The 23,558-nt window shown below is 73.0% G+C and carries 22 protein-coding genes and 1 tRNA gene; 9 read left to right on the top strand and 14 right to left on the bottom strand.

What is annotated here, in order from left to right:
* Positions 1-37 precede the first annotated feature (37 nt).
* The 3 genes from GA0070604_RS34230 to GA0070604_RS05725 form a co-directional block, all read right to left on the bottom strand.
* Entirely contained in the window at positions 38-985 is a 948-nt protein-coding gene (locus GA0070604_RS34230) for a hypothetical protein (protein ID WP_377592623.1), read from the bottom strand.
* Between the two features lie 151 nt (positions 986-1,136).
* On the bottom strand, positions 1,137-1,865 hold the full coding sequence (locus GA0070604_RS05730; RefSeq protein ID WP_091115292.1) for a YcnI family copper-binding membrane protein: 729 nt from the start codon (positions 1,863-1,865) through the stop codon (positions 1,137-1,139).
* A 16-nt stretch (positions 1,866-1,881) separates the two neighbouring features.
* Entirely contained in the window at positions 1,882-3,564 is a 1,683-nt protein-coding gene (locus tag GA0070604_RS05725; protein WP_091115288.1) for a copper resistance CopC/CopD family protein, read from the bottom strand.
* A gap of 242 nt (positions 3,565-3,806) precedes the next feature.
* On the opposite strand from GA0070604_RS05725, the gene GA0070604_RS05720 reads away from it, so the two are divergent.
* From GA0070604_RS05720 to GA0070604_RS05705, 4 genes are read left to right on the top strand one after another with little or no spacing between them, the layout of a single operon-like run.
* Complete coding sequence (locus tag GA0070604_RS05720) at positions 3,807-4,394, top strand: sigma-70 family RNA polymerase sigma factor (protein ID WP_091115284.1); 588 nt, start codon at positions 3,807-3,809, stop codon at positions 4,392-4,394.
* 32 nt (positions 4,395-4,426) lie between these two features.
* Positions 4,427-4,951 (top strand): MauE/DoxX family redox-associated membrane protein, encoded by a 525-nt coding sequence (locus GA0070604_RS05715; protein ID WP_091115280.1) that lies wholly within the window; start codon positions 4,427-4,429, stop codon positions 4,949-4,951.
* Positions 4,944-5,660, top strand: coding sequence for a DsbA family protein (locus GA0070604_RS05710; protein WP_091115276.1), 717 nt, complete (start codon positions 4,944-4,946; stop codon positions 5,658-5,660). The genes GA0070604_RS05715 and GA0070604_RS05710 overlap by 8 nt, the downstream gene beginning before the upstream one ends.
* Entirely contained in the window at positions 5,657-6,769 is a 1,113-nt protein-coding gene (locus GA0070604_RS05705) for a hypothetical protein (protein ID WP_341845332.1), read from the top strand. Before GA0070604_RS05710 ends, GA0070604_RS05705 begins: the two co-directional genes overlap by 4 nt.
* A gap of 45 nt (positions 6,770-6,814) precedes the next feature.
* On the opposite strand, the gene GA0070604_RS05700 is transcribed toward GA0070604_RS05705, so the two are convergent.
* From GA0070604_RS05700 to GA0070604_RS05685, 4 genes are read right to left on the bottom strand one after another with little or no spacing between them, the layout of a single operon-like run.
* Positions 6,815-7,588, bottom strand: a complete 774-nt coding sequence (locus tag GA0070604_RS05700) for an energy-coupling factor ABC transporter ATP-binding protein (RefSeq protein WP_091115272.1) — start codon at positions 7,586-7,588, stop codon at positions 6,815-6,817.
* Positions 7,585-8,355, bottom strand: a complete 771-nt coding sequence (gene cbiQ / locus GA0070604_RS05695) for a cobalt ECF transporter T component CbiQ (RefSeq protein WP_091115268.1) — start codon at positions 8,353-8,355, stop codon at positions 7,585-7,587. The genes GA0070604_RS05700 and cbiQ overlap by 4 nt, the downstream gene beginning before the upstream one ends.
* Positions 8,356-8,367: 12 nt before the next feature.
* A complete protein-coding gene (locus GA0070604_RS05690) occupies positions 8,368-8,781 on the bottom strand; it encodes a PDGLE domain-containing protein (protein ID WP_091115264.1) in 414 nt (137 codons plus the stop codon).
* Positions 8,778-9,497, bottom strand: coding sequence for an energy-coupling factor ABC transporter permease (locus GA0070604_RS05685; protein WP_167363402.1), 720 nt, complete (start codon positions 9,495-9,497; stop codon positions 8,778-8,780). The genes GA0070604_RS05690 and GA0070604_RS05685 overlap by 4 nt, the downstream gene beginning before the upstream one ends.
* Before the next feature lie 160 nt (positions 9,498-9,657).
* Here GA0070604_RS05685 and bcp point away from each other — a divergent pair, with 160 nt between their 5' ends.
* The 5 genes from bcp (at position 9,658) to GA0070604_RS05660 (ending at position 13,646) form a co-directional block, all read left to right on the top strand.
* Complete coding sequence (gene bcp, locus GA0070604_RS05680) at positions 9,658-10,128, top strand: thioredoxin-dependent thiol peroxidase (protein ID WP_091126922.1); 471 nt, start codon at positions 9,658-9,660, stop codon at positions 10,126-10,128.
* A gap of 86 nt (positions 10,129-10,214) precedes the next feature.
* Positions 10,215-10,301: transfer RNA gene (locus GA0070604_RS05675), tRNA-Leu, on the top strand.
* Positions 10,302-10,365: 64 nt separating this feature from the next.
* Entirely contained in the window at positions 10,366-10,899 is a 534-nt protein-coding gene (locus GA0070604_RS05670; RefSeq protein WP_091126921.1) for a GNAT family N-acetyltransferase, read from the top strand.
* Positions 10,900-11,013: 114 nt separating this feature from the next.
* A complete protein-coding gene (locus GA0070604_RS05665) occupies positions 11,014-12,087 on the top strand; it encodes an LCP family protein (RefSeq protein WP_091115261.1) in 1,074 nt (357 codons plus the stop codon).
* A 188-nt stretch (positions 12,088-12,275) separates the two neighbouring features.
* The gene (locus GA0070604_RS05660) at positions 12,276-13,646 is read left to right on the top strand and encodes a glycosyl hydrolase family 28-related protein (RefSeq protein ID WP_091115257.1); all 1,371 of its coding nucleotides are present in this window, start codon (positions 12,276-12,278) and stop codon (positions 13,644-13,646) included.
* Positions 13,647-13,670: 24 nt separating this feature from the next.
* Here GA0070604_RS05660 and GA0070604_RS05655 read toward each other — a convergent pair whose 3' ends face one another.
* From GA0070604_RS05655 to GA0070604_RS05625, 7 genes are all read right to left on the bottom strand, one after another.
* Entirely contained in the window at positions 13,671-14,903 is a 1,233-nt protein-coding gene (locus tag GA0070604_RS05655; protein WP_091115255.1) for a hypothetical protein, read from the bottom strand.
* Between the two features lie 3 nt (positions 14,904-14,906).
* The gene (locus GA0070604_RS05650; RefSeq protein ID WP_091115253.1) at positions 14,907-16,412 is read right to left on the bottom strand and encodes a hypothetical protein; all 1,506 of its coding nucleotides are present in this window, start codon (positions 16,410-16,412) and stop codon (positions 14,907-14,909) included.
* The gene (locus GA0070604_RS05645; protein WP_244161768.1) at positions 16,409-17,593 is read right to left on the bottom strand and encodes a glycosyltransferase family 4 protein; all 1,185 of its coding nucleotides are present in this window, start codon (positions 17,591-17,593) and stop codon (positions 16,409-16,411) included. The genes GA0070604_RS05650 and GA0070604_RS05645 overlap by 4 nt, the downstream gene beginning before the upstream one ends.
* Positions 17,594-17,603: 10 nt before the next feature.
* Positions 17,604-18,725 (bottom strand): glycosyltransferase, encoded by a 1,122-nt coding sequence (locus GA0070604_RS05640; RefSeq protein ID WP_091115248.1) that lies wholly within the window; start codon positions 18,723-18,725, stop codon positions 17,604-17,606.
* Positions 18,712-19,776: a glycosyltransferase gene (locus GA0070604_RS05635; protein ID WP_341845331.1), complete on the bottom strand. Its 1,065-nt coding sequence runs from the start codon at positions 19,774-19,776 to the stop codon at positions 18,712-18,714. The genes GA0070604_RS05640 and GA0070604_RS05635 overlap by 14 nt, the downstream gene beginning before the upstream one ends.
* Before the next feature lie 172 nt (positions 19,777-19,948).
* Positions 19,949-21,196 (bottom strand): hypothetical protein, encoded by a 1,248-nt coding sequence (locus GA0070604_RS05630; RefSeq protein WP_091115246.1) that lies wholly within the window; start codon positions 21,194-21,196, stop codon positions 19,949-19,951.
* A gap of 195 nt (positions 21,197-21,391) precedes the next feature.
* A complete protein-coding gene (locus tag GA0070604_RS05625; protein WP_091115242.1) occupies positions 21,392-23,491 on the bottom strand; it encodes an acyltransferase family protein in 2,100 nt (699 codons plus the stop codon).
* Positions 23,492-23,558 lie beyond the last annotated feature (67 nt).

Genomic DNA, 23,558 nt, shown 5'->3' with positions numbered 1-23,558 from the left:
GCGGAGGGCCACCCGCCGTGTCCGGGGCCGGGGACCGTCAGGCGTCGACGGAACCCTCCACCGGCCCGGGTGTCTCGGGAGCCGAGGCGAGCGGCCAGGACCAGTCGCGGCCGGCCGGCAGATCCGCGAGGGTCTCCGGACGCCGGCTCGGCACCGGTCCGAGCGCCGGCCGGGGCCGCTCGGCGGGTGACGCCGCGCCGACCGAGACCAATTGCCGCTCGGGCAGGCCGCACGGCTCCACGCGGGCGCCCAGGCCGCTGAGCGAGGTGACCCCGAGCCGCCCGGCGAGCACCGGGACCTGGTCGGGTTCGACCACGAAGACCACCTCGCGCGGGCGGACCGGACGCAGCAGCAGCACCACGGCGAGGACCACCAGCAGCACCCCGCCGGCGGGCAGCGCCCACGCCATCCCGGGGAGCCAGCCGGCCCGCACCTCGGCGCGCAGGTCCAGGGTCAGGTCGGCCCGGCCGTCCGGGCGCATCACCACCAGGCTCAACGGCCGGTCGGCCAGCTCGGCCGGAGCCCACTCCAGCGCGCCGGTCCCCTCGCGTACCCAGAACCTCTGGTCGTGCGGGGCGACGGCGGTGGCCTCGGCGGCGGCCGGGCCGGCCGGTTCCAGGCGGACCGGCAGCGGGCCGCGGGCCAGCACGACCCGGCTCACCGCGGCGTGCGGGACGTCCCGGAGCCAGCGGTCGACCTGGTCGGTCGGGGCCAGGCCGAGGAAGGCCGGGCCGTCGGGGGTACGCGCGGCCAGCCGCAGGCGGGCCAGCCCGGTGCGGGCGAACGGCGCCTCCGCACGGAGCAGGTCGTCGACGTCGGTGACCACGACGGCCTGGCCCGGGTTGCGGATCGGCTCGACGCGGGCGCCGAAGCCGCCGTTCGGGTCGGCGTGCCGGGCGGCGGTCCAGAGCACGGCCCCCACCAGCAGTGCCGGAATCCCCGCCGCCAACAACAGCATTCCGGCGATCGTGCGCACGAACCGCATTCGCGTAGTCCCCCTCGGTAGCCAATTACCCGGCCGACCTTACCGACGTGAACCACGCAATCGCCGGATATCCACGGCAAGCGCCCAAAGGACCGCAGAAAGCCCGCCGGCCCGCCGGAAGATCCGTCGGGCCGGCGGGCAGCGGCGCTGGTCAGGGCTTCGGCGTGGGCTCCCGACGGGTACGCAGGAAGGCCAGACCGCCGAGGATCAGACCCGCCAGGCCGGCGACCAGACCGGCCACCCCGAGGACGGTGCCGGAGTCGGAGTCGTCGTCACCACCGGCCTCGGCGACCGGGGAGGCCGGGGCGTTCGCGGCCGGCGCCGCGGACGCCGACGCGGCGGTCAGGGCGAGCACCGGGGCCGGGTTCTCCGGCTCCTCGCCGCCCGGCGTCGGCGCCTCGATCCACCGGGACACGTCGCCGTCCGAGTACGTCTGAAGCACCTTGAACACCATCTGGTCGACCTGCGGCAGCGGCCCCATCGACACCGGGAACTCCTGGAACTCGCCCGGCTTGACCCCGGCGTTCGCGGGCGCGGTCCAGGTCAGCTTGGCCACCGCCTCGGTGAGCTGGCTGCCGTGCACCTCGATCGGCGGGTCGACCTTGCGCTTCTCCACCTGCACCGTCCACCCCGGCACCGGCATGGTCGAGACCGAGCCGACCGGCGCGTTCTCCGGCAGCACCACCTCGACCTTGACCGTGGACGCCGTGTCGCTCTCGTTCGGCACCCGGAAGGCGAAGCGGCCGTAGCCGCCCTGGCTGGCCTCCTTCGGGTTGATCGTGACGTGCGCCGAGGCCGGGCCGGGCAGGCCGAGCACGGCCGTGGCGACGGCGGCCAGCGTGAGCGTGGCGACGGCGGCGGAACGCCGGAGACGGATCATGGTGAGCAGCCTTCCGTTACTTGATCGGCACGGTGGCGGTCACCGTGGCCTGGTCGATGTCGGACGTGCGGAGGGTGAAGCGGAGCTGCCACTCACCCGACGCGGGGAGGCTGATCTCCCCGTAGGCGTGGTTGTCGGTCAGCCCGAGCAGTGGGATCTGGATCGGCTCGATCCCGGCCGACGGCAGCGCCGCCGTGGCCTTCCACTCCTTCACCGGCTGCGGCCGGTTGTCCGGGGTGTACGCGTAGAGGTGGATCGAGTTGTTACCACGCGCGGCCGGATCCAGCTCCACCTGGAGCGAGTAGAGCGGGCTGGTCAACGTGCTGGAGAAGTAGCCGGCCGACTCACCGGCGACATTGGCGACAGCGGTGCGCGCCGGGGTGGTCTGCACCAGGTTCGCCGTGACGCCGAGCACCACCGCGGTGATCGCCAGCTCGGCCACCACCGCCCGACGCATCGACCCCGGACGGCCGGCGGCGGTCCGCCGCCGCACCAGCGCCCTAGAATACGCCGCCACCCCGATGACCAGCGCGAACATCCCGATCTTGGCGAGCAGCAGCCGCCCGTACGTGGTGTCGACCAGGGCCGCCGGGGTGGCCACCTCGATCAGCGCCTGCACGGTGCCGGCGAGCAGCAGCGCGGCGACCGCCAGGGTCGCCCAGCGGGACCAGATCGGCAGGATCGCGTCCAGCTCCCGCTCGTCGGCCCGGCGCAGCAGGAAGGCCGCGAGCATCACCAGGCCGCCCAGCCAGACGGCCATGCTGCCCAGGTGCACCGCGTCCACCACCACCGAGACCGCAGGGGCGGGCGAGGCGGCCGGGTGGCCGGCCAGCGGCCAGGTGAACAGCGCCGCCCCGCCGAGGACGGCCAGGATGATCCCGTCGGTGCGGCCGATCGGCCCGGCGAGGAGCGGCCGGAGCAGGAACGCCGAAGCGGCGAGCAGGCCGAGCCGGACCAGGTGCGCGGTGCCGTACGCGCTGCCCAACACGTCACCGAGGCCGGAGCCGGTCACGTCGAACAGGCTGCCCCCGGCGGTGTACGGCACCTGCAACCACAGCTCGGCGAGGGTGGCGAAGACCAGCAGGCCCAGCCCCGACCAGGCCAGCCGGGCCGGCCCGCGCCGGGACAGCCGGCGCGGCCAGAGCGCGGCCAGCACCAGGGCCGGGCCGACCAGCAGCAGCAAGCCCAGGTAGCCGGCGTACTTGACCACCTTCACCGCGTTCTCCACCACCGGGTTCGCGCGGTTGTCCGTACCGGAGTCGGTCGGCGGCGTCGAGGGCGCACCGACCGAGTAGGTGAACGCGCCGGAGACCGGGTGGCTGTCGGCGGAGATCACCCGGTAGCTCACCAGGTAGGTGCCGCGCGCCCCGGAAGAGTCGACCGGGATGGTCACCACGGTGCCGTTGAACGTCGGCTCGCCCCGGTCGGCCCGGGACCCGTCGGGAGCGATCACCCGGATCTTGTCGGGGACCTTGCGTACCCCCTCGCTGAAGGTCAGCACCACCTCGGCGGGCGCGTTGGGCACCACGGCGGAGGCGGTCGGACTGGTGCTCGCCAGCACCGCGTGGGCGCTGGCCGGGGTGGCCGGGGCGAGCAGCAGGGCGACGAGGGTGACCAGCAGGCCGGCGACGGTCCCCCAGCGGGCGGCCCAGCGACGGTCGGCGGCGGCCACGGGCCGGCGGCGTACGGCAGCAGTCATGGCCATCATGCTTCCCGACGCGCCGACGGATCGGCGAGCCCGGTTCGCCCGCGGCCAGGCGCCGCCAGGGCCACGGCCGGGGCCGGCGGGCGCCCAGCGGCCGGCCGCGCCTCGCACACGTCGTCCCACGTCATGAGCGATTAGTCGGGGGGTGGACGGGAAAAGTTCCCGGCGTGGGCGGGACCATAGAAAGGGCCGAAGGACCCTGCCCTGCCCTGGTACGCCGCGTAACCTCGTCAGTCGTGATCCCCACCCCACGCGACGTCTCCACCGGCCCCGGTCCGGCGACGGACGACGCTGCGCGGGATCCGGCGACCCGTTGGGCGCTGGCCGCCCGCGAAGGCGACCCGGCGGCACAGGCCGCCTTCGTCCGGGCCACCCAGGTCGAGGTGTGGCGTTTCGTCGCGGCCCTGATCGACCCGGACAGCGCCGACGACCTGACCCAGGAGACGTACCTGCGGGCGTTCCGGGCGCTGCCCGGGTTCGAGGGGCGCTCCAGCGCGCGTACCTGGCTGCTCGGCATCGCCCGGCGGGCCTGCGCCGACCACCTGCGGACGGTGGTACGCCGACGGCGGCTCGGCGAGCGGCTCGCCGCGCAGGCGGCCACCGACCGTCCGTACCCCGATCCGGCCGGGCAGCTCGGCGCCAACGACCTGGTCCGCCGGCTCCCCGCCGAGCGGCGCGGCGCGTTCGTGCTCACCCAACTGCTCGGGCTGTCGTACGCGGAGGCCGCCGCGGTGGAGGGGGTGCCGGTGGGCACCATCCGCTCCCGGGTCGCCCGGGCCCGCGACGAGCTGATCAACGCCGTCGACGACGCGCTGGCCGGATGACAGTGGAACTTCTCTCGGATCCGGGGCGACCAATGACCGTGACTGCACCGAGTGTCCGGGCTGCCCGTTGGGCCGTCCTCCGTCCCTGGCTCGGCGCCGCCGCCCGGCTCGGCCTGGCCGCCGTCTGGTTGTTCGCCGGCGCCAGCAAGGTCGGCGACCTGGCCGCCTCCGGTCGGGCGGTCAACGCCTACCAGGTGATGCCGTACGACCTGGCGACCGCGATCGGCGCCGCGCTGCCCTTCGTGGAACTGGCGCTCGGCGTACTCCTGATCGTCGGGCTGGCCACCCGGCTGATCGCCGGCGTCTCCGCGGCGCTGCTGGTGGTCTTCGTCGCCGGGATCGCCTCCGCCTGGGCCCGTGGCCTGTCCATCGACTGCGGGTGCTTCGGCAGCGGCGGACAGCTCGCCGCCGGCCAGGCCCCGAGCTACCTCCCGGAGATCCTCCGGGACCTGGGATTCCTGGTACTGGCCGGGTTCCTGCTGATCTGGCCCCGCACCCCGTTCGCACTGGACGGCTGGCTGGCGGGCAAGGCACCCGAGGAGGGCGAGGATGAGTAGTCGCAAGGGCCAGAAGAGGGCGGCCCAGGTGGTCCGGGAGCAGATCGCGCGGGAGAAGCGGCGGACCCGGACGATCTGGACCTCGATCGGCGCGGCGGCGGTGCTGGTGATCGCCGGGCTGATCGGCTGGGCGGTCTTCTCCAGCCAGCAGTCGAAGACCTACACCGCCCCGCCCAACGCCAACCACGAGGGCACCGGCATCGTCCTCGGCAACGGCCCGGTCACCGTCGACATCTACGAGGACTACCTCTGCCCCGCCTGCAAGCACTTCCAGGACACCAGCGGCTCGACCGTCACTGAGCTGATCAACCAGAACAAGGTGCGGGTGGTCTTCCACCCGGTCGCCTTCCTCAACCGCTTCTCCAGCACCGAGTACTCCACCCGTTCCTCCGCCGCCTCCGGCTGCGCCGCCGACGGCGCCCGGTTCAAGGAGTTCACCGACGCGCTCTTCGCGAAGCAGCCGCCGGAGAACAGCCCCGGGCTGAGCGACGCCGAGCTGATCGACATCGGGGCGAGCGTCGGGGTGGACCGGGACTCCTTCAGCTCCTGCGTCAAGGACGGCAAGTACAAGTCGTGGACCTCGCACGTCACCGACGAGGCCAGCCGGTCGGGGGTCACCGGCACCCCGACCATCAAGGTCAACGGCAAGGAAATCGAGGACCGCAGCCCCGAAGGACTCAAGGCGGCGGTGGAGGCGGCCGGCAAGTGATCCCGGCACCACTGCGGCGGGCGGGGCTGGTGGTCACCGCCGCGCTCGCCGCCCTCCTCGCCCTCGCCACGCCGGCCGCCGCGCACGGCGCGGACGCCCCCGACGGCACCGACTACCGGGCCGAGGTCACCGCGACCAGCCCCGACCGGCCCGGGCTCACCGCCCGGATCGTCGAGGCGGGGGCCCGGCTGGAGCTGACCAACCGCACCGGGCGGGACGTCGAGGTGATGGGCTACTCCGGGGAGCCGTACCTGCGGATCGGCCCCGGCGGGGTGTACGAGAACAGCCGCTCCCCCGCCACGTACCTGAACCGGACCATCGCCGGCGACACCCAACTGCCGCCGGAGGCCGATCCGGCGGCCCCGCCGGTCTGGCGGCGGGTCGCCGACGGGCCGTCAGCCCGCTGGCACGACCAGCGGACGCTCTGGCTGGAGTCGACGCCACCGCCGCAGGTGAGCGCCGACCCGACCCGGCAGCAGCGGATCCGCGACTGGGTGGTGCCGCTGCGCGCCGGCGACGAGACGATCGAGGTACGCGGCACCCTGGACTGGCTGCCGCCGCCGGACGCGTACCCCTGGTGGGTGGCCGCCACGCTCGGCTTCCTGGTCATCGGCGCGGCCGGGCTGGTCCCGGGCGGCACGGCGCCCGGGGTACGCGCGCTGCGCGCGGTCGGCGCCCTGCTCGCCCTCGGCGGTGTGGCCGCGGTGGCGTTCACGGTCGGCCGGGTGCTGGACGCCGGTGCCGAGGGGGTCGGCGGGGTGCTGCTCGGGCTGCTCGGCGCGCAGCTGTGGACGCTGCTCACCGGGCTCGGCGCGATCGCCGCCGGCGGCTACGCGCTGGCCCGCCGCGGGGGCGCCGACTTCGCGCTCGCCCTGGCCGGGGCCTGCCTGGTCCTCTTCGCCGGGCTGGCGAACCTGGCCGTGCTGTCCCGCTCGGTGGTCCCGATGGCCGGGCCGGCCGTCCTGGCCCGGATCATCGTGGCGTCGGTGCTGGCCACCGGGACCGGTGCGGTCGCCGCCGGCGTCCTGCGCCTGCACGCCGCCGCCCGCCTCGCCCGCCCGCCGGCCCGCCACCCACGCACCGTCCCCGCGCCGTCCGCCCCCCGCTGACGAGCGCCCGGCTCCCCCACCACGCTCAGGAGAACTTGAGGTGGGTCAGGAGAGGCGGGCGGCGGTGCGGGGATCGAAGGCGTAGGGGAGTTCCAGGCGGTGCGTCGCCAGCAGTTCCTGGTCGGTGAGGATGTCCACGGTGGGTGCGTCGGCGACCACCCGGCCGGCGTCCAGGATCACCGACCGGTCGCAGAGCTCCGCCGCGTACGGCAGGTCGTGGGTGACCATCAGCAGGGTCACCGGCAGGGCGCGCAGGATCTCGGCCAGCTCCCGCCGGGCCGCCGGGTCGAGGTTGGACGACGGCTCGTCCAGGACCAGGATCTCCGGGTGCATGGCGAGCACGGTGGCCACCGCCACCCGGCGGCGCTGGCCGAAGGAGAGATGGTGGGGCGCCCGGTCCCGGTGCTCGCTCATCCCCACGGCGGCCAGGGCCTCGTCGACCCGGGCGGCCAGCTCCGCCCCGCGCAGCCCCAGGTTGGCCGGCCCGAACGCGACGTCCTCGGCCACGGTGGGCAGGAAGAGCTGGTCGTCCGGGTCCTGGAAGACGATGCCCACCCGGCGCCGGATCTCGGCGAGGGTGGTCCGGTCCCGGCTGACCGTCAGGCCGCCGACGCTGACCGTGCCCTCGGTCGGGGTGAGGATGCCGTTGAGGTGCAGCACCAGGGTGGTCTTGCCCGCGCCGTTCGGCCCGAGCAGGGCGACCCGGTCGCCGCGCGGCACGCTCAGGTCCACCCCGTGCAGGGCGACGTGACCGTCCGGGTACGCGTACCGGACGCCGCGTACGTCCAGGGAGGCAGGTGTGGGCACATCCCCGATCATGTCAGGACGACCGCGACGGCGGCGATGGCGGCCGCGGCCAACGGCACGGTCGCGGCGGCCGCCCACTGCCCGGCGGTGGCCGCGCCCGCGCCCTGCCAGACCGCCGGCATCCGCCCGGTGTAGCCGCGGGAGACCATCGCCAGGTAGACCCGCTCGCCACGCTCGAAGGCGCGCAGGAAGAGCGCGCCCACGCCCTCGGCGAAGCCGCGCAACTGCCACAGGAAACGGGGGTCGTCGCCCCGGGACACCCGGGCCACCCGCATCCGCCGGGCCTCGCCCACCAGCACCTCCAGGTAGCGCAGCATGAAGGTGGCGATCTGGGTGAGCACCTGTGGGCAGCGCAGCCGGTCCAGGCCGACGATCAGGTCCCGCGTCGTCGTGGTCGCCGCCAGCAGGAGCGACGCCAGTACGCCGAGGGTGCCCTTGGCCAGGATGTTCCACGCACCGTGCAGGCCGTCCACGGACAGGCTCAACCCGGCCACCTCGACCCGCTCCCCGGTGCCGAGGAACGGCAGCACGAACGCGAAGAGCACGAACGGCAGCTCGATCAGCGCCCGGCTGAGCAGCCAGCCGGGTCCGACCCGGGCCAGCGCCGCCACGGCGGCGACCAGCAGGGCGTACCCGGCGAAGGCCCAGTACGCCTCCCGGGGCGTGGCGACCACCGCGACGGTGAAGAGCACCATCGCGGCGATCTTCACCTCGGGCGCGAGGCGGTGCACCGGGGAGGTGGACTCGCGGTAGAGCACGTGCGCGTGCCCGGCACCCATGGCCGCGTACCCTCAGCCGGCCGAGTTGGCGCGGGCGGTGCCGGGCGCCTCGCCGGCAGGGACCGTCGCGCCGTCGGCGGCGGCCGGCCCGGTGCCGCGGCGGCGGGCCAGCCAGAACAGGCCACCGCCCAGGGCGAAGGTGAGCAGCACGCCGATCACGCCGGAGAGGCCGGTGGAGAGAAAGTCGTTCGTCACCCCGCGGACGCCGTAGTCGGCCAGGGGGCTGTCACCCAACTCGTGCTCCTTGGCCTGCTGCGCCGGGCAGCTGCCGCCGGTGATCTCGTCATCGGCGTTCACCGTGCAGCCCTTCAGCAGGGACGAGTCCAGCCCGTCGGGGTGCGGCGAGGCGTAGTTGCTGACCACGCCGGCGAGCAGCAGGGCGATCAGCAGGCCGCCGAGGACGAAGGGCCAGGGACGCTTGCTCATCGGGCACCTCCGGCGACCGGTACGGCGGGAGCCGGCGTGGCCGGCTTCAGGGCGCGCAGCGCGTAAACCAGGTCGGGGCGGACCTTGGCGACGGTGACCACGGTGGTCGCGGTGATCAGGCCCTCGCCGATGCCGATCAGCAGGTGGAACCCGGCCACCGTGCCGGCCAGCCCGGTCAGGTTGCCACCCAGGTTGGTGGTGCCGCCCAGCCAGTACTCCAGGACGAAGCCCTGGCTGGCGACCAGCACGCTGACCAGCGCGGAGACGAAGGCGGTCACGGCGAGGCCGCCCGAGGTACGCGGCAGCACCCGCAGCAGCAGCGCGACCAGCAGATAGCCGACGGCGGTGCCGAGCACGGCCATGTTGGTGATGTTGAGGCCGAGCATGGCCACCCCGCCGTCGCCGAAGACCAGGGCCTGCACGACCAGGACCACGGCGACACAGAGCGCGCCGACCCACGGGCCGACCAGCAGCGCGGCGAGGGCGCCACCGAGCAGGTGGCCGCTGACGCCGGCGGTGACGATCGGGAAGTTGAGCATCTGCACGGCGAAGATGAACGCGGCCACCAGACCGGCCATCGGTGCCAGCCGGTCGTCGAGGTCCCGGCGCCCGCGCAGCACACAGAAGGTGAGCACGGCGAGCGCGAGCACCGCGAAGATCGCGGCCACGGGACCGTCGATGATCCCGTTCGAGATGTGCATCGCCAGGGTTTCCACTCCACCTCCCGAGGCGCGGCGGGGCGGTCCACGCCGTCACCGGTGAGCCTATTTGCGGCAGAGCGTTGTTGCCAATCCCTTGCAACAAGCCATGGTGATCATCACGCGGCGGCGCGTCATCGCCGCGCCCGGGCGGCACACCGGCGGTATCGTCTCCGCCATGACCGACCGCCTCAGCCCCGGTGACCCCGCCCCCGAGTTCACCCTCCCGACCGACAGCGACGGGACGATCTCCCTGGCCGACCTGCGCGGCCGCAAGGTCATCCTGTACGCGTACCCGGCCGCCATGACGCCCGGCTGCACCAAGCAGGCCTGCGACTTCCGCGACTCGCTCGCCTCGCTCCAGGCCGCCGGGTACGAGGTGGTGGGCATCTCCCCCGACAAGCCCGCCAAGCTGGCCAAGTTCCGCGACCGGGACGGCATCACCTTCCCGCTGGTCGCCGACACCGACAAGACGGTGCTGACCGCGTACGGCGCGTACGGCGAGAAGCAGATGTACGGCCGGACGGTGACCGGGGTGATCCGCTCCACCTTCGTCATCGACGAGGACGGGAAGATCGAACGGGCGCTCTACAACGTCCGGGCCACCGGGCACGTCGCCAAGCTGCGCCGCGACCTCGGCCTGGACTGAGCCCGCCGTACCCGGGTCGCGACAGCTCGTCTGAGGGGGCTGGGCTCGCCACCCCGGACGCCCGACGCTCTACACTCAGCAGGTCTGCGGGAGTGGCGTAATAGGCAGGCGCGCGGGCCTTAGGAGCCCGTGTCCGAGAGGACGTGGGGGTTCGACTCCCCTCTCCCGCACCAGCGGCACTGTCGTGAAGGTCACGAAGGTGGGTTCACGTCGCGCCGGTCCCGCAGGATGGCCGGCGTGAACCTGCGCTTCGTACTCGACCCCGTGCTCAGCTCTGAGCTGCGCGAACAGATCGTCTCCCTGTGGGTGGACGTCACCAACGCCGGCGGCGCGGTCGGCTTCGTCGCCCCGGTCACCTCGGCCGAGGTCCGGCCCGTCGCCGAGGAGACCTTCGCGGGCGTCGTCGACGGACCGGACCGGCTGCTGGCGGGCTACGAGGGGGACCGCCTCGTAGCCTTCCTGGTCATCGCCGACAACCGGTTCAACCTGCAGGCACACTGGCGGGTGCTCAAGCGGGTGATGGTCCAGCCGGACACCCAGGGCCGCGGCTACGGGGCGGCGCTGATGCGCGAGGCCGAGCGGATCGGCCGCGAGCTGGGCCTGGAGGCGTTGCAGGTGACGGTCCGGGACGGCCAGGGCCTGGGCGCGTTCTACGGCCGGCTCGGCTACCGGGAGGTCGGGCGGCTGCCCGCCGCGCTGCGCCTGCCTTCCGGCGACGACCGGGACGAGGTCTTCATGTGGCTCGACCTGAAGGGCCGCGCCGCGGCCTGACCGCGCAACGGGCCGAGGCGCCCAGCAGCTTGCTGTCGTACCGGGCGACCGGGTCAGCCTCGTCGCGACGGCGGCGGCCCCACGCGACCGTGCGGCACTCAGTAGCATCGTCCCATGTCGGATCGCCAGCAGATCGCCGAGCCGGGAGCAGAGCGGACAGAGCCCTTGTCGTCCACCGTGGACGACGTCGCCCCGGTGCCACGGCGCCGTCGCCGGGGGCGCCGGATCGCCCTGATCGTGCTGCTGGTGCTTGCCCTGATCGGTGTCGGTGGCGCCGGCGCGGCGGCCTTCTACCTGCGCTCGGTGGAGTCCAACATCGAGCGGGTGGACGCCTTCACGGACGTGCCCGAGCAGGCCCGTCCGCCGGTGGTGGTCAAGGACGCGCTGAACATCATGATCCTGGGCAGCGACTCCCGTGACCCGGAGAACACCGGGGGTTCCCGCAGTGACACGATCATCCTGGCCCATCTGCCGCAGGACCGGTCGAGCGCGCAGCTGATCTCGATTCCGCGCGACACCTGGCTACACGTGCCGCGCTCGAAGAACGGCCAGCACGGCAACCGGGACGCCAAGATCAATGCGGCGTTCGCGTGGGGCGGCGTGCCGCTGATGGTGCAGACAGTGGAGAGCTTCACCGGGGTCCGGATCGACCACGTGGCGATGGTGGACTTCGCCGGCTTCAAGGAGATCGTCGAGGCCCTCGGCGGTATCGAGATCGACGTCGAAAAGAGCTTCACCTCGACCCACTCGCTCAACCCGGACAGCAGGCGGACCTTCCGTCAGGGGCGGCAGACCCTCGACGGGGCCGCCGCGCTGGACTACGCCCGGGAGCGGTACGCCTTCGCCGACGGGGACTTCGCCCGGATCCGGCACCAGCAGCAGGTGATCAAGGCGATCCTCGACAAGGCCGCATCCGGTGGCACGCTGTCGAACCCGGCGAAGCTCAACGCCTTCGTCAAGGCGACCAGCAACGCGGTGTCCGTGGACAAGTCGCTGTCCATCCTGGACTTCGCCACCGAACTGCGGCACCTACGCAGCGGCAACCTGAGCTTCTTCACCTGCCCGACGAAGGGCACCGGCCGGGTCGGCGACCAGAGTGTCGTCTTCGCCGACAAGGCCAAGGCGAAGGTACTCTTCGACGCCGTACGCCGCGACTCGGTCGCCGACGTGCTTCAGGCCGGCCAGTAAGGGGACGCCTTCACGCTGGACTGGTTCGGCCGGCCGACAGATCGCCGGGGCGCCAGCCCCGGCACGGCCGCCTACCGCAGCACGTCGCGGGCATGGAATCATCGGTCGCGGCCGTAGCTGGGCGTCCACTGCGGTGACGGGGTGCGGGTGCCGTGGGCAGTGGCACCCGCTGTCGGGGAGGAAAGCACATGGCCCACGAGGATGCCGCCGACGAACGGAGATTCGGGGGAGTCTCGCGGCGGGCGGCGCTGCTGCGCGGTGGGGCCATCACCGCCGGAGTGGGCTCCACGGTCCTGGTCGGTGCGGCCGCCAGAAACCTTTTCTCGGACGGAGGCGGCGGATCCGTCATCGACGTCAAGGAACACGGCGCGGTCGGGGACGGCAAGACCGACGACACCAGGTCCCTCCAGAAGGCCATCGACGCCGCGCGCGGGACCGGCGGCATCGTCTTCTTCCCACCGGGCACGTACGTCACCCGCACGCTGACCCTCTACTCGCGGGTCCACCTCAGAGGTTCCGGCGGGGACGCGACGACGCTCAAGCTGCGCGCGGGCGCGAACTCGGCGGTCATCGAATCGGACGGCTACGCCAAGCTGGCCGGCACCCGCTCGGACGACGGCATCACCCTGTTCAGTGTGCGTGACCTCGCCGTGGACGGGAACAAGCAGCAGAACCCGCACGGCGGGTACGGCCTCCGGATCTACGGCTACGGCTACGAGCTGACCGAGGTGATCGTCTTCAACTGTCGCAATGACGGGGTCGTCAGCGAATGGGGACCGACCGCCGCGCTGCCGACCGGCCAGCAGATGGAGTCACGCCTGTCGGCGGTGCGCTCACGCGAGAACGACGGGCACGGTTTTCACTTCACCGGTCCGCACGACTCCCTGTTCCTCAACTGCCTGGCCTCGCAGAACGGCGGAGCCGGGTTCCGGCTCGCCGGGGAGTCCCACGGGACGTTCCTGGTGAACTGCCACGCCTGGGGACTCCGCCAGGACCTCTCGTTCGACCTCGCCGCCCCGGCCCTCGGTTGCGTCAACTGCTACGCCGACCTCAACGGCGGCGTCGGGGTGCGCATCTCCCGCAACGACTGCCGCTGGATGTCCGGCTTCGTGCTGGGTTACAACCACCCGCAGGAAATCGGGGTGCAGTTCTCCCCCGCTACCCAGGCCGACGAGCCGGCCGGCTGTGTCGTGGACACCCGGATCGTGAACTGCGGCACCGCGGCCGTCGACTTCGGCGGCGACCGTGGCGCCTCCATCGTCCGGGCCAGCGTCTGGCAGCCCGGCGCGGCGGACGAACAAGGACGGCACATCCCCGGATCCGGTCGCGGCTGGATGGGCAAGCCCGCCCGTACGACCCAGGTCGAGATCATCCAGGAGTTGGGGAATCCGGAGAAGAACCTCGTCGTCAGCCCCGCCTTCGACCTGCGCACGCAGGCCACCCCGTCGCCACCGGACGACGGGAGCGTTCGGGTGTTCGCCCGCGAGGCGAACGGCAAGACGCAGCTGTGCGCCCTGTTCCCGAACGGCGCGGTACGGGTGATCAGCGCCGAGCCGTGAGCGTCGGGGGCGGTCGCGGCTCGGCTACCGCCCGACCGGCACGCCGCCGGCCGGCAGGACGGCGACCGCGGCGGGATCGCTGTCCCGACCGGTCCCGCCGAGCCGCATGCGCACGAGGAACCAGCCGACGATCAGCGCCTCGGCGACCAGCAGCAGCAGGATCAGGTCGGAGAGTCCACCGGCCCAGACGACCGCGGCGGCCACCCCGGCGAACGCGATTGTGCGCGAACCGATGGCCGAGCCCAGGTAGCGGCGCGGTGGCGCCCAGATCATGTGCCGGGTGGAGAGCCAGGCGGAGACCATGACGAGCGCCTTGTAACCGCAGTAGGCGGCCAGCACGGCTGTGCCCAGGCTGGCGAAGTCCTCGGCCAGCACTCCCCGGACCTGCCGGCTGCCGAGGACGATCACGCAGACCGCGACCAGGGTGGCCACGGTCATGGCTCGGGTACCCGTCAGCCAACGGCTCTTCCGCCCCGCCACGACATCCTCCCGGGTACTGGCCGAGAGGGCCACGTGGAACGGCCCGAAGGCCAGATCCATCGCCCGCAGCACCGCCACCGACGCGGGCCCGGCCACCGAGCCGGCCACGGACGGCAGCGCGATGGAGTACGACAGGTCCACCGCCCCGGCGTAGCAGTACATCGCGCCGAGCGACAGGCTGCGCCGCACGGGCGGGCGTACCCGGCCGGCGTCGGCGGGCGGCCGGCGTAGCAGGCACCAGAGCAGCACGGCGGTCTGTGCCGGCACGGCGGCGACGTACACCGGCAGGTCCACGGCCACGCACGTGACCGCGCCGAGAATGGTGCCGACCGCGGTGAGCTGCGGGATGAGGTTGGCGTGCTGCGGCGAGCGGGTCCGGGTGGTGGCCCAGAACACCGCCTCGATCGACAGTTGCAGGATCACCGGCGCGAGCATGAGCATGCGGTCGGCGGCGGTGGTCTGCGGCAGGGCGACCGACGCGGACACGTAGCCGACGACACCGACGGGCAGGGCGACGGCCAGCCCCACCTGGCCCGCCCACCGGCCCAGGTTCCAGTCGCGCGGCACGATGTCCGTGGCAAGCGGCCGGCCGACCAGCGCCTCGATCAGCGTGTACGGGATCGCCAGCAGGATGCCCTGGAGCGCGACGAGCGCGAGGTGGTCGCTGTCCCATCGGGACGCCAGCAGGAAGACGACGATACTGCAGAGACGGGTCAGCGCCTGGACCGACAACTGGGTGCGTTGCAGGCGCATCACCTGGGCGGCGAGGGACCGCACAGCTCACCGGTGCCCGGGCAGCTGAGCCAGCGACCCGGCGGGCGTGGGTCCGGTCTGCAGCCGCCAGCCGTACGCGACGAAGAGCGCCAGGCACATCATCGCGCCCGGGTACTCCCACGCCTCCACCACGAGGCAGGCGCAGGCCAACCCGGTCAGGATCGCGAGGTGAAGGCCCGCGGTCGGCTCGTCCGCCGCTCGTCGCCAGAGGCGTACCAGCGCGTATCCGAGGGCCACCACGACGGCGACCGCCACCACCGGGCCGAACTGCAACGCCAGGCTGACGTAGTAGTTGTCGACGAAGATCTGGTCTCCGGAGGCGATCCGGGAGCTCGTCGCGGCGCCGACGCCGCCGATGCCCTGGCCCCAGAGCGTGAGGTCGTCGCCGAGTAGCTGCGACCAGTTGCTGAACCGGTCGAACATGCTCGTCGCCCCGGTGGCGCCCAGCGCGCCGAAGGCGGCGGCCAGGGCCCCGACCACCCCCAGGGCCACCAGCCGGGCACGTCGGGCGGCAGCGCCCCCCGACCGGTTCGACACCACGGCGCCCAGCACGCCGGCCGCCACCAGCAGCGCCCCCGAGCGGCTCGTGCTGAGGGCGAGGCAGAGGACGGCGGCGCCGGCGCCGGCGTGCCAGGACCGCAGCGTGGGGCGTGCTCCCCTGGTCAACCAGAGCGTCACGTAGCCCAGCAGGTACGCGCCGGCCAGGATGCCCAGCTCGGCGTTGAACTCGGTGAGGCCGGGCACCCGGAACGTCTCCCCGATGTAGCGGACCGCCCGGCCCTCCTCGAAGCCCCACTCCACGAGACGGGCCGGTCCCACCGCCAGCTCGGCGACCGCCGCGACCGCGTTGGCCACGAGCAGCCAGGACATGACGGTGACGAGGGTGGTGATCCGGGGCAGCGGCAGCGCGACGAGCACCAGGACGATCATCAGTGGCACGACCAGGAGTCGCACGCCCACGGCCGTCTGCGCCGCCCCGTGGTGGGCGATCCCGATCAGGCTCCACGCCGCGAGGAGTAGCAGCGCCACCCCGGCGGCGAGGAGGTGGCGGCGGCGGTTCCACCAGCCCTGCCGTAGCACCGTCTCGACGAAGAGCACGCCGACGACCAGGGTCGCGGCGAGGCTCAGTGCGTACTCGCGGCCGCCGAAGGCGTTGCCCACCAGCCCCTCGACGCCGAGAAACCAGAGCCCCAACGGCGCGGTGAGGACGACCATCACGAAGGCCAGCCCGGGCACGGTGCGGACCGCGAGGACGACCAGGACGACCAGCACGAGAGGCAGAACCGGAGAGAAGCCGACGAACGGCCCGGCGACCGTGGCGGCCAGAAGCACCGCGGCGGCGATCAGCAGCCAACGGCGGCGCTGCGGGGAGGCCACCGCGGCGGCGATCGACGGCCACCAGTGGCGCTGCCAGGAGACGACCGTGCCGCCGTGCTCCCGCACCGCCGCGGGCTCCTCGGGGCCGTCCGGGGCCGGGGCACCGGCGGGCCGGGTGTCGGTCTCGGATGTCATCGGGTGGTCACCTCGCCGTGGAGAAGGCCGGGCAGGTCGGTGCGGGTCCGGATCGCCTCATAGCTGTCAAGGATCGCATCGACGTGGCGGTCCCAGTCGAGCTGGCGACCGTCGTAGGCGGAGGAGGAAGCCGCGGCGCGGTACTCGTGGTCCGGCAGTGTCGCAGCCCGACGCAGCACGCTGGTCAGCCCCGCCCGGTCGTCGAACGTGCGGACGGACCCGTCGGACGCCATCGGTGGCCGGGCCATCCGGCTGGAGATGATCGGGCGCCCGGCCATCAGCGCCTCGCAGCATGAGATCGGGTAGTTCTCCGCCCACTGGCTGGGCAGGACGAGCCAGCCGGCACGCCGCAGGGCCGCCTCCTTCCCCGGCCCGTCGAGGTAGCCGAGGTAACGCAGGCCCGGCAGGGTATCGGCCGCCTCCTCGACGGCGGCGCGGCACGCGCCGTCCCCGGCGATCAGCAAGGTGGCATCGGTCGTGGCCGCGACGTCCCGCCAGGCGTCGAGCAGCAGGTCGATGCCCTTGTGCTCGGTGAGCGCGCCGAGGAACAGGAAGACCTTCGGATCTCCAGGCGGCCACTCCACCGGCCGCTCGCCGGCGGTGTAAACGGCCAGTGGCACGATCCGGCCGATGAGCCGGGCCTCGCCGGGCACGTGGTTCCGCACGATGTCCCGGGTGCGCTGCGCGGGCCAGAGCAGGGTGACCCGTCGCAGCCGCCGCACCAGCCAGGCCGAGCGGACCCGCAGCAACCGGTCCCCGAGATAGGTCCGGCCACGGTTGGCCAGGGCGTTGTTCGGGTCGCACATCGCATAGTCGTGGACGGTGTGGCAGGTCGGATACGCGCGGGCCAGGCGTGCGACGGGTAGCACCCCGATCCCCTGCCAGTTGTGCACGTGCACCACGTCGGGGGCGAAGGAGCGCAGGTCACGGACCCGCAGACCGGTGGGGTCGATCAGGTCGCCCAGGTGGCCGAACACCTTCCGCAGCAGCCGCGGACGTCGTCCCAGCCGATCGGAGAGTCGGGTCCCGACCGGCTGGTCGTCCGGCTGCCCGTTGGCGGACGCCCGGCTGAAGATCCGGACCTCGTGCCCCCGGGCGGCCAGCGCCCGGGACAGGTCGCGAACGTACTGTTCCGCACCGCCCCGAACGGCGAAGGAGGAGTGCACCATGGCGATACGCACGGGAGTATTCCTATCCTCCGGCGCCGGCCGGCACGGGCCGCCGGTCGTCGGACGACGCTCCGTCGAGCAGCGCGACCAGATCGGCCGTCGCCTCCTGCCAGGACCGGCCTCCCTGGCCGACGGCCGGACGCGGTGCCTGCTCGGCCGCGCGTACGGCCGCCACGAGGGACCGGGCCGACCAGGAGGTCATCCGCACGGCCCGGCCACCGGTGGCCTCGTGCAGCGCGGGGTCGGGCGAGACGACCGTCGGCGTGCCCACCCGCAACGCCTCCGCCGCCGGCAGACCGTAGCCCTCGAAGTGACTGGGCATGAGGAAGACGGCGGCGTCGGCCAGCGCGGCGGCGTACCCGGCGTCCGGGAGCCGCTCCAGCATGAGGATCCGGTCTCTCGCCGTCGATCTCTCCGCCACCTCCCGGAACCGGTCGACCGGCTGCCCGCCGGTCAGCACCACCAGTGCGTACTCGGGCAGCTCGGGTAGCGCATCCACCGCCAGTTCGACGCCCTTGTGCGCCGCGTGGCCGGCGACGAGGAGGTACCGCTCGCCGCGCTGCCTGATCCGGGCGAGCGGCTCGGGCAGCCCGCCGGGGAGGACGGTCAGGTCGCTGCCCGGGTGCCAGATCCGCGCGCGCTCAGGTGGCACGCCGTACAGCCCCAGCAGGTCGTGCTGGGTACGCGCGCTCACGCAGAGCAGGCGCTCGGACCGGCGGATCGCGGCGGCGTAGCTGGCCCGCCGGTACTGGCGTACGGTGCTGGGCAGGTCGTGGGGCCAGAGTTTGAACGCGAGGTCGTGCAGCACGGTGACGACCGGGAGCCGGCTGCCCAGCATCGCGGCGGAGGGGCTCAGCGACAGCACCACGCCTGCCCCGTCCGGGGCACGCCCGGTGGCTCGCCACAGCGCTGCCGCGGCGGAGGCGATCGTCCCGGCCCGGCCGCCCTGCTGTCGGCTGACGATCTCGAGGGCAGCGGCGTGTTCGGACGGGACGTCCCAGGAGGACGGGGCCGCGACGATCCGCAGCCGCCAGGCGGCCGGCCAGTGCCGGACCAGTTCGGTGAGCACCCGGGTGATCCCACCGGCGCCGACTCCGCTGCAGTCGACGACGACACTCGCCGGTGGCCGGCTAGCTCGACTCATGCGCGATCCACTCCGACATGCGTGCCGCGAACCTGGCCCGGGAAAATTCCTCGGCGTGGTGCTGGATCCGGTCGGCCCGGAGGTCCGCGACGCGCCGTACGGCGGCGGCGTACGCCCTGGGCTGCATCGACTCGACCAGGTGACCGGTCTCGCCGTCGCGGACGGTCTCGAGGAGGCCACCGCCGCGCAGGCCGATCACCGGGGTGCCGCAGGCCTGGGCCTCGACGGGCACGATGCCGAAGTCCTCGTGGGTGGGGAACAGCAATGCCTGTGCACCCCAGTAGAGCTCGCGCAGTCGCTCCCGGGTCGGCCGCCGTTCGAACGTCACCTGTGCCGAGACCCGCTCGGCGGCCCGCCGCAGCCGGCTCTCCTCCGGCCCGGAGCCCGCGATGATCAGCGGAAGCCCGGCCTCGGCGGCGGTCTCCATCATCAGGTCGAAGTTCTTGTAGGGCACCCACCGCCCGACGCCCAGCAGATACTCGCGCGGCTGGGCGCGCTCGGGGGGCGGTGCCGCGGCGAAGAAGTCCACGTCCACCGGCGGGTGGATGACCACGGCGTCGCGGTTCCAGAACCGTCGGATCCGCTGCTGGACCTCGCGCGAGTTTGCCGCGTAGGCGTGCACGTGCCGGCTCAGCCTGACGTCGACGGCCTGGAGCGCTCGTCGGGGGAGGGCGAGCAGCGGGTTCTTGCCCCGCGAGTCCAGGCCCGGGCTCCAGACGTAGCGGGCGGGCGAGTGGACGTAGCTGAGGTGTCGCGTCCGTTCCGGCGGACCGAACCTGGCGGTGTGCGCGAACGCGTGGCTGGAGGAGATGACGACGTCGACGGGGCCGCCGTCCCACCTGCGCCAGACCAACGGCATGAACGGCAGGGCGAGCGCCTTGCTACGGGTCAACGGCGTTCTGGCCATCCAGGACTGTCGCAACCGGAGCCGGTCCACCGGGACGTCCCGGTCCGCCCAGAGCACGAAGCGTTGCGCGTGCGGGACCAGATCGGCCATGGTGAGGAAAGTGCTCTCCGCCCCGCCCGTGGCCCCGAACCACTCGTGGACCATGGCGACCGACCGGCCTGCCAGCAGAGGTGGACGAACGGACCGATCAACGGCAGGACGCAGGTCCTCCACAAAAGTCATGATCCCCCGCTTGACCAATGCTTCCGAGTGGACGGCAGTGCCCGCTCATTCATTCGCTTGTGGAAACGCTTGTCAACGTACGTTCGGGCGGAGTTCAGCTGCTACGGCGCCAGAGGTCACGCAGCGCGTCCCAGTTCCCGGCGATGCCCGCCTCGCAGAGCGTCTCGATGTAGAACGCGCCGACGCTGTCGTCCCGGTCCCACCAGATACCGCACATCGGACGATCGTCGCCGCTCTTGAAGGCGTACTCGACGTAGCTGCCGGCCGCGCCGGTGACGCCGCCCTTGGTACGGGTCGCCTCGCGCAGGCCCGGGGCGAGCGCGGTACCGGTGAGGCTGAGCTGTCCACGGTAGGCGCGGGCGGCGTCCTCCTTGGCGGGCGAGTCGTAGAGCGCGAAGTGCACCGAGACGCCGCCGTACCGGCAGAAGACGTGCCGCTGCTCGTCGGGGGGCAGGTCGGGCCCACCGGTGTCGGTGTCGGCGGCACAGCCGCCCATCCGGGTGAGCCACGGCTCGGCCAGTTGCGCGAGGGCTCCGTCGAACTTGGACTTGTTGATGGAGAACTGGGTCGCCTCGTAGACCGCCAGGGAGGGGGTGGGGGACGGCTTCGCCGTAGCCCCGCGGGTGTTCCCCCAACCGAAACCGATGGCGCCACCGGCGAGCAGCAGCACCAGCGCGACGACCGCCTGGAGCCAGACCCGCGAACGCCGCGGCGGCCCGTCGACCAGGGCGATGCGTCGGCGGGGCGGCTCGGAGGGCGTGATCCGGGGGACCGGCGAGGTGAACGGGTCCTGCGGCGGGACACTGATCGGCTGCGCGTGCTCGGACAGCGGGGCCGGGGACACCTGCTGGGGTGCGGGGGAAACCGGTTGCGGCGGGGACGAGACCTGCTGGGGCACGGCGGCGTGCATCGCCCACGGCAGCGGTGCGCCGGAGGTGGGACTGGGCGTGCCGGAGGTCGGCACGCCGGAGACCGGCTCCGGCGGCTCGGCGACGGTGCCGGTCTCCGGAATCAGGACCTCGGCCTCGGTCTCCGCCGGCTGCAGATCCATGCCGAGGGTCTGGAACAGCCGCTGCGCCCCCATCCCCTCCTCCGACGGGTACGCCGCCCAGGGCTTCGGGGCGGCGAAGTCGGCGTTGACGTAACGCTGGCCGCCCGCGGTCAGCGCCAACGCGTTGGCGGCGTTGGCGAAGGCCTCCCGCCAGGGCTGGTCGGTGGCGGCGGCGCCGTCGAGCACCGCCACCGTCACCAGCCGGTCCTGCCCGTCGACGGCCCACCACGCCGTGCCCACCTGACACACGCCGAGTGCCTCGGTGAACCTGTATGGACCGACCGGCTGCATGCCACGACTCCTCTGCTCATCCGCCCTGCGGATAGTACAGAGGCGACGCTCACGGCGTCGCCTCTGGTTCACCGGCTGGAAGCGCACCGACCAGCCACTACCGGCCGGTCCGGTCGGCACCCGGCACCCGATCGGCAGTCGAGATCGGCCCAGGGAACCGCCGCCGCTGCAGGGCTTGAGGAAGGGCCCGGCGCGCTATCCCGTCGCCACCCGTAGCTGCTCGTCGAGCCGGTCGGCGAGGGTCCGCGCGTACGTCGCGGTCAGGTGGTTGGCGTCGCGGTAGACGAGCACGCCACCGATGACCGGCGCGCACCGGTCGGCCGGGCAGATGGCGTCGTTCAGGTCGAGCACACGTACGCCGGCCAGCCCCTCGGCGGCATCGACCTGGATCGGGCCGATGCCGGCCAGGGCCTTGTCCCGGGGCACGGCACACCTGGTCAGTTGCTCACGGTGGGTGGAGACGCATTCGGCGATGTCCCGCCCCGGCGCCGGGGTGTCCCGCACGACCACCACCGGCGCAACCTCCGCGAACCCCTGCCAGGCCCGGCGCATCGCCTCCACAAGTGCCGTCCGGTTCTGCATCCCGTGCAGCACCCTGCCGTTGGAATAGACGGAGTAGGTGTAGCTGGTGGTGACGATCAGATTGGGGCGGTCCTCGGCGATCGCGCTCCGCAGCGACCGGTTCCAGGTCACGCACGTCTCGTACGGGCGCTCGTCGGCACCCGTGGCCACCAGGGCGTCCATGGCGGGGCAGCCCGATTTCGTGTACGTCACCAGCTTCCAGTTCCGCCGTTCCGCGATGGACTGAAGGGCGGGCACCCACTGGGCGGCGTGGGAATCACCGATCAGGGCGACGGTGAACGGGGCGTCGGACCTGCCGTACGTGCAGCGCAGGGCCTTGGTCTCGTCCGCCGCACCGTGGCAGCCGTCGGCGTAGACCGAGGCGATGTCGGCACGGGCCGCTGCGGGCTCGGGCACGATCGACGGCACGTGGTTGACGGGCACGCCCGCGCCCGTGTCCCCCGGCGTCAACACGGCGGCGCCGCGGGCGTTCAGCAGGGCCGCGCCGGTGGGGCTCACCGCGGTGACGAGGTGGAACACCACGCCCGCGCAGACCGACAGCGCGGTGCAGGCCAACCCGACGGCGAGCGCGACCCGCGGCCGCACCGAGAGCTTCCGCGAGTGCCAGACCGGCCGTTCCACGAACCGGCTCGTCAGGTACGCCAGGAGGACCGAGAGCGCCACCGCAGCGGCCGGTAACACGATGCCCGGATCGTCCGTCCGCGCGGTGAACGCCACGATCAGCGGCCAGTGCCAGAGATACAGGGTGTACGAGATGCCGCCGAGGAACTGCATCGGTGGCACGCGCAGGACCGCCACCGGTCCGTACCGGATGTCCGGGCCGGCCGCGATGACGAGGGCGGTGCCGATGGTCGCGGGCAGCGCCAGCGGGCCCGGGAAGGGCATCGAGTTGTCGAGCACCACCGCCGAGCCCGCGATGGCCGCGATGCCGATCCACCCCGACGCCGACGCCGCGGCACCGGTCAGCCGCCGGAACGGCGACAGGGCGAGCAGCGCACCGACAGCGAGCTCCCAGATCCGGGTGGTGGTGACGAAGTACGCCCGGCCGGGTTCGGCCTGGACCAACAGCACCGACCAGGCGAAGGAGGCCAGCCCGAGAACACCCACCACGGCCAGGGCGAGCCGGCCGAACCACGGCTGCGCCGCGCCGCGTCGCCGCGCCACCCAGGCGACGGCCACCAGCAGCACCGGCCACAGCAGGTAGAACTGCTCCTCGACCGCGAGGGACCAGAAGTGCTGAACGATGCTCGGGGCCTGCTCGGCGGCGAGATAGTCGACGGACTGGTCGGCGAGCCGCCAGTTGATCACGTAGACGGCGCTGCTCACGGCGTCCCACGCCGTGTCCCTCCACCGGATGTCCGGCAGGAACAGGTACGTGAGGAGCAGGGAGGCGAGCAGGACGAGCGCGGAACTGGGCAGTAGCCGCTTTGCCCGTCTCGCCCAGAATCCGCCGAGCGACAGGCGCCCTCGGGCCGCCACCTCCGCCACCATTCCGCTGGTGATCAGGTATCCGGAGATGACGAAGAAGACGTCGACCCCGACGAATCCGCCGGAGACGAACGGGACGCCCGCGTGCCAGAGCACGACCAGCAGGACGGCGAGGGCACGCAGGCCCTCGATGTCCGTTCGGAAGCCGCGTCGCGGCCGGGCGTCAGCGCCGTCGCGGACGGCTGGCGGCGGCGAAACCGGGCGGCCTGCTGTCACCGACTGCATGGCCCAACTCCTCTGCTCACCCGCCGTGCGGATAGTACAGAGAAATGCTCACGTCTCGTGAGCCCCG

The organism is Micromonospora eburnea, assembly GCF_900090225.1.
Taxonomy (GTDB): Bacteria; Actinomycetota; Actinomycetes; order Mycobacteriales; family Micromonosporaceae; genus Micromonospora; species Micromonospora eburnea.
This window is presented reverse-complemented; position numbering and strand designations above follow the sequence as displayed.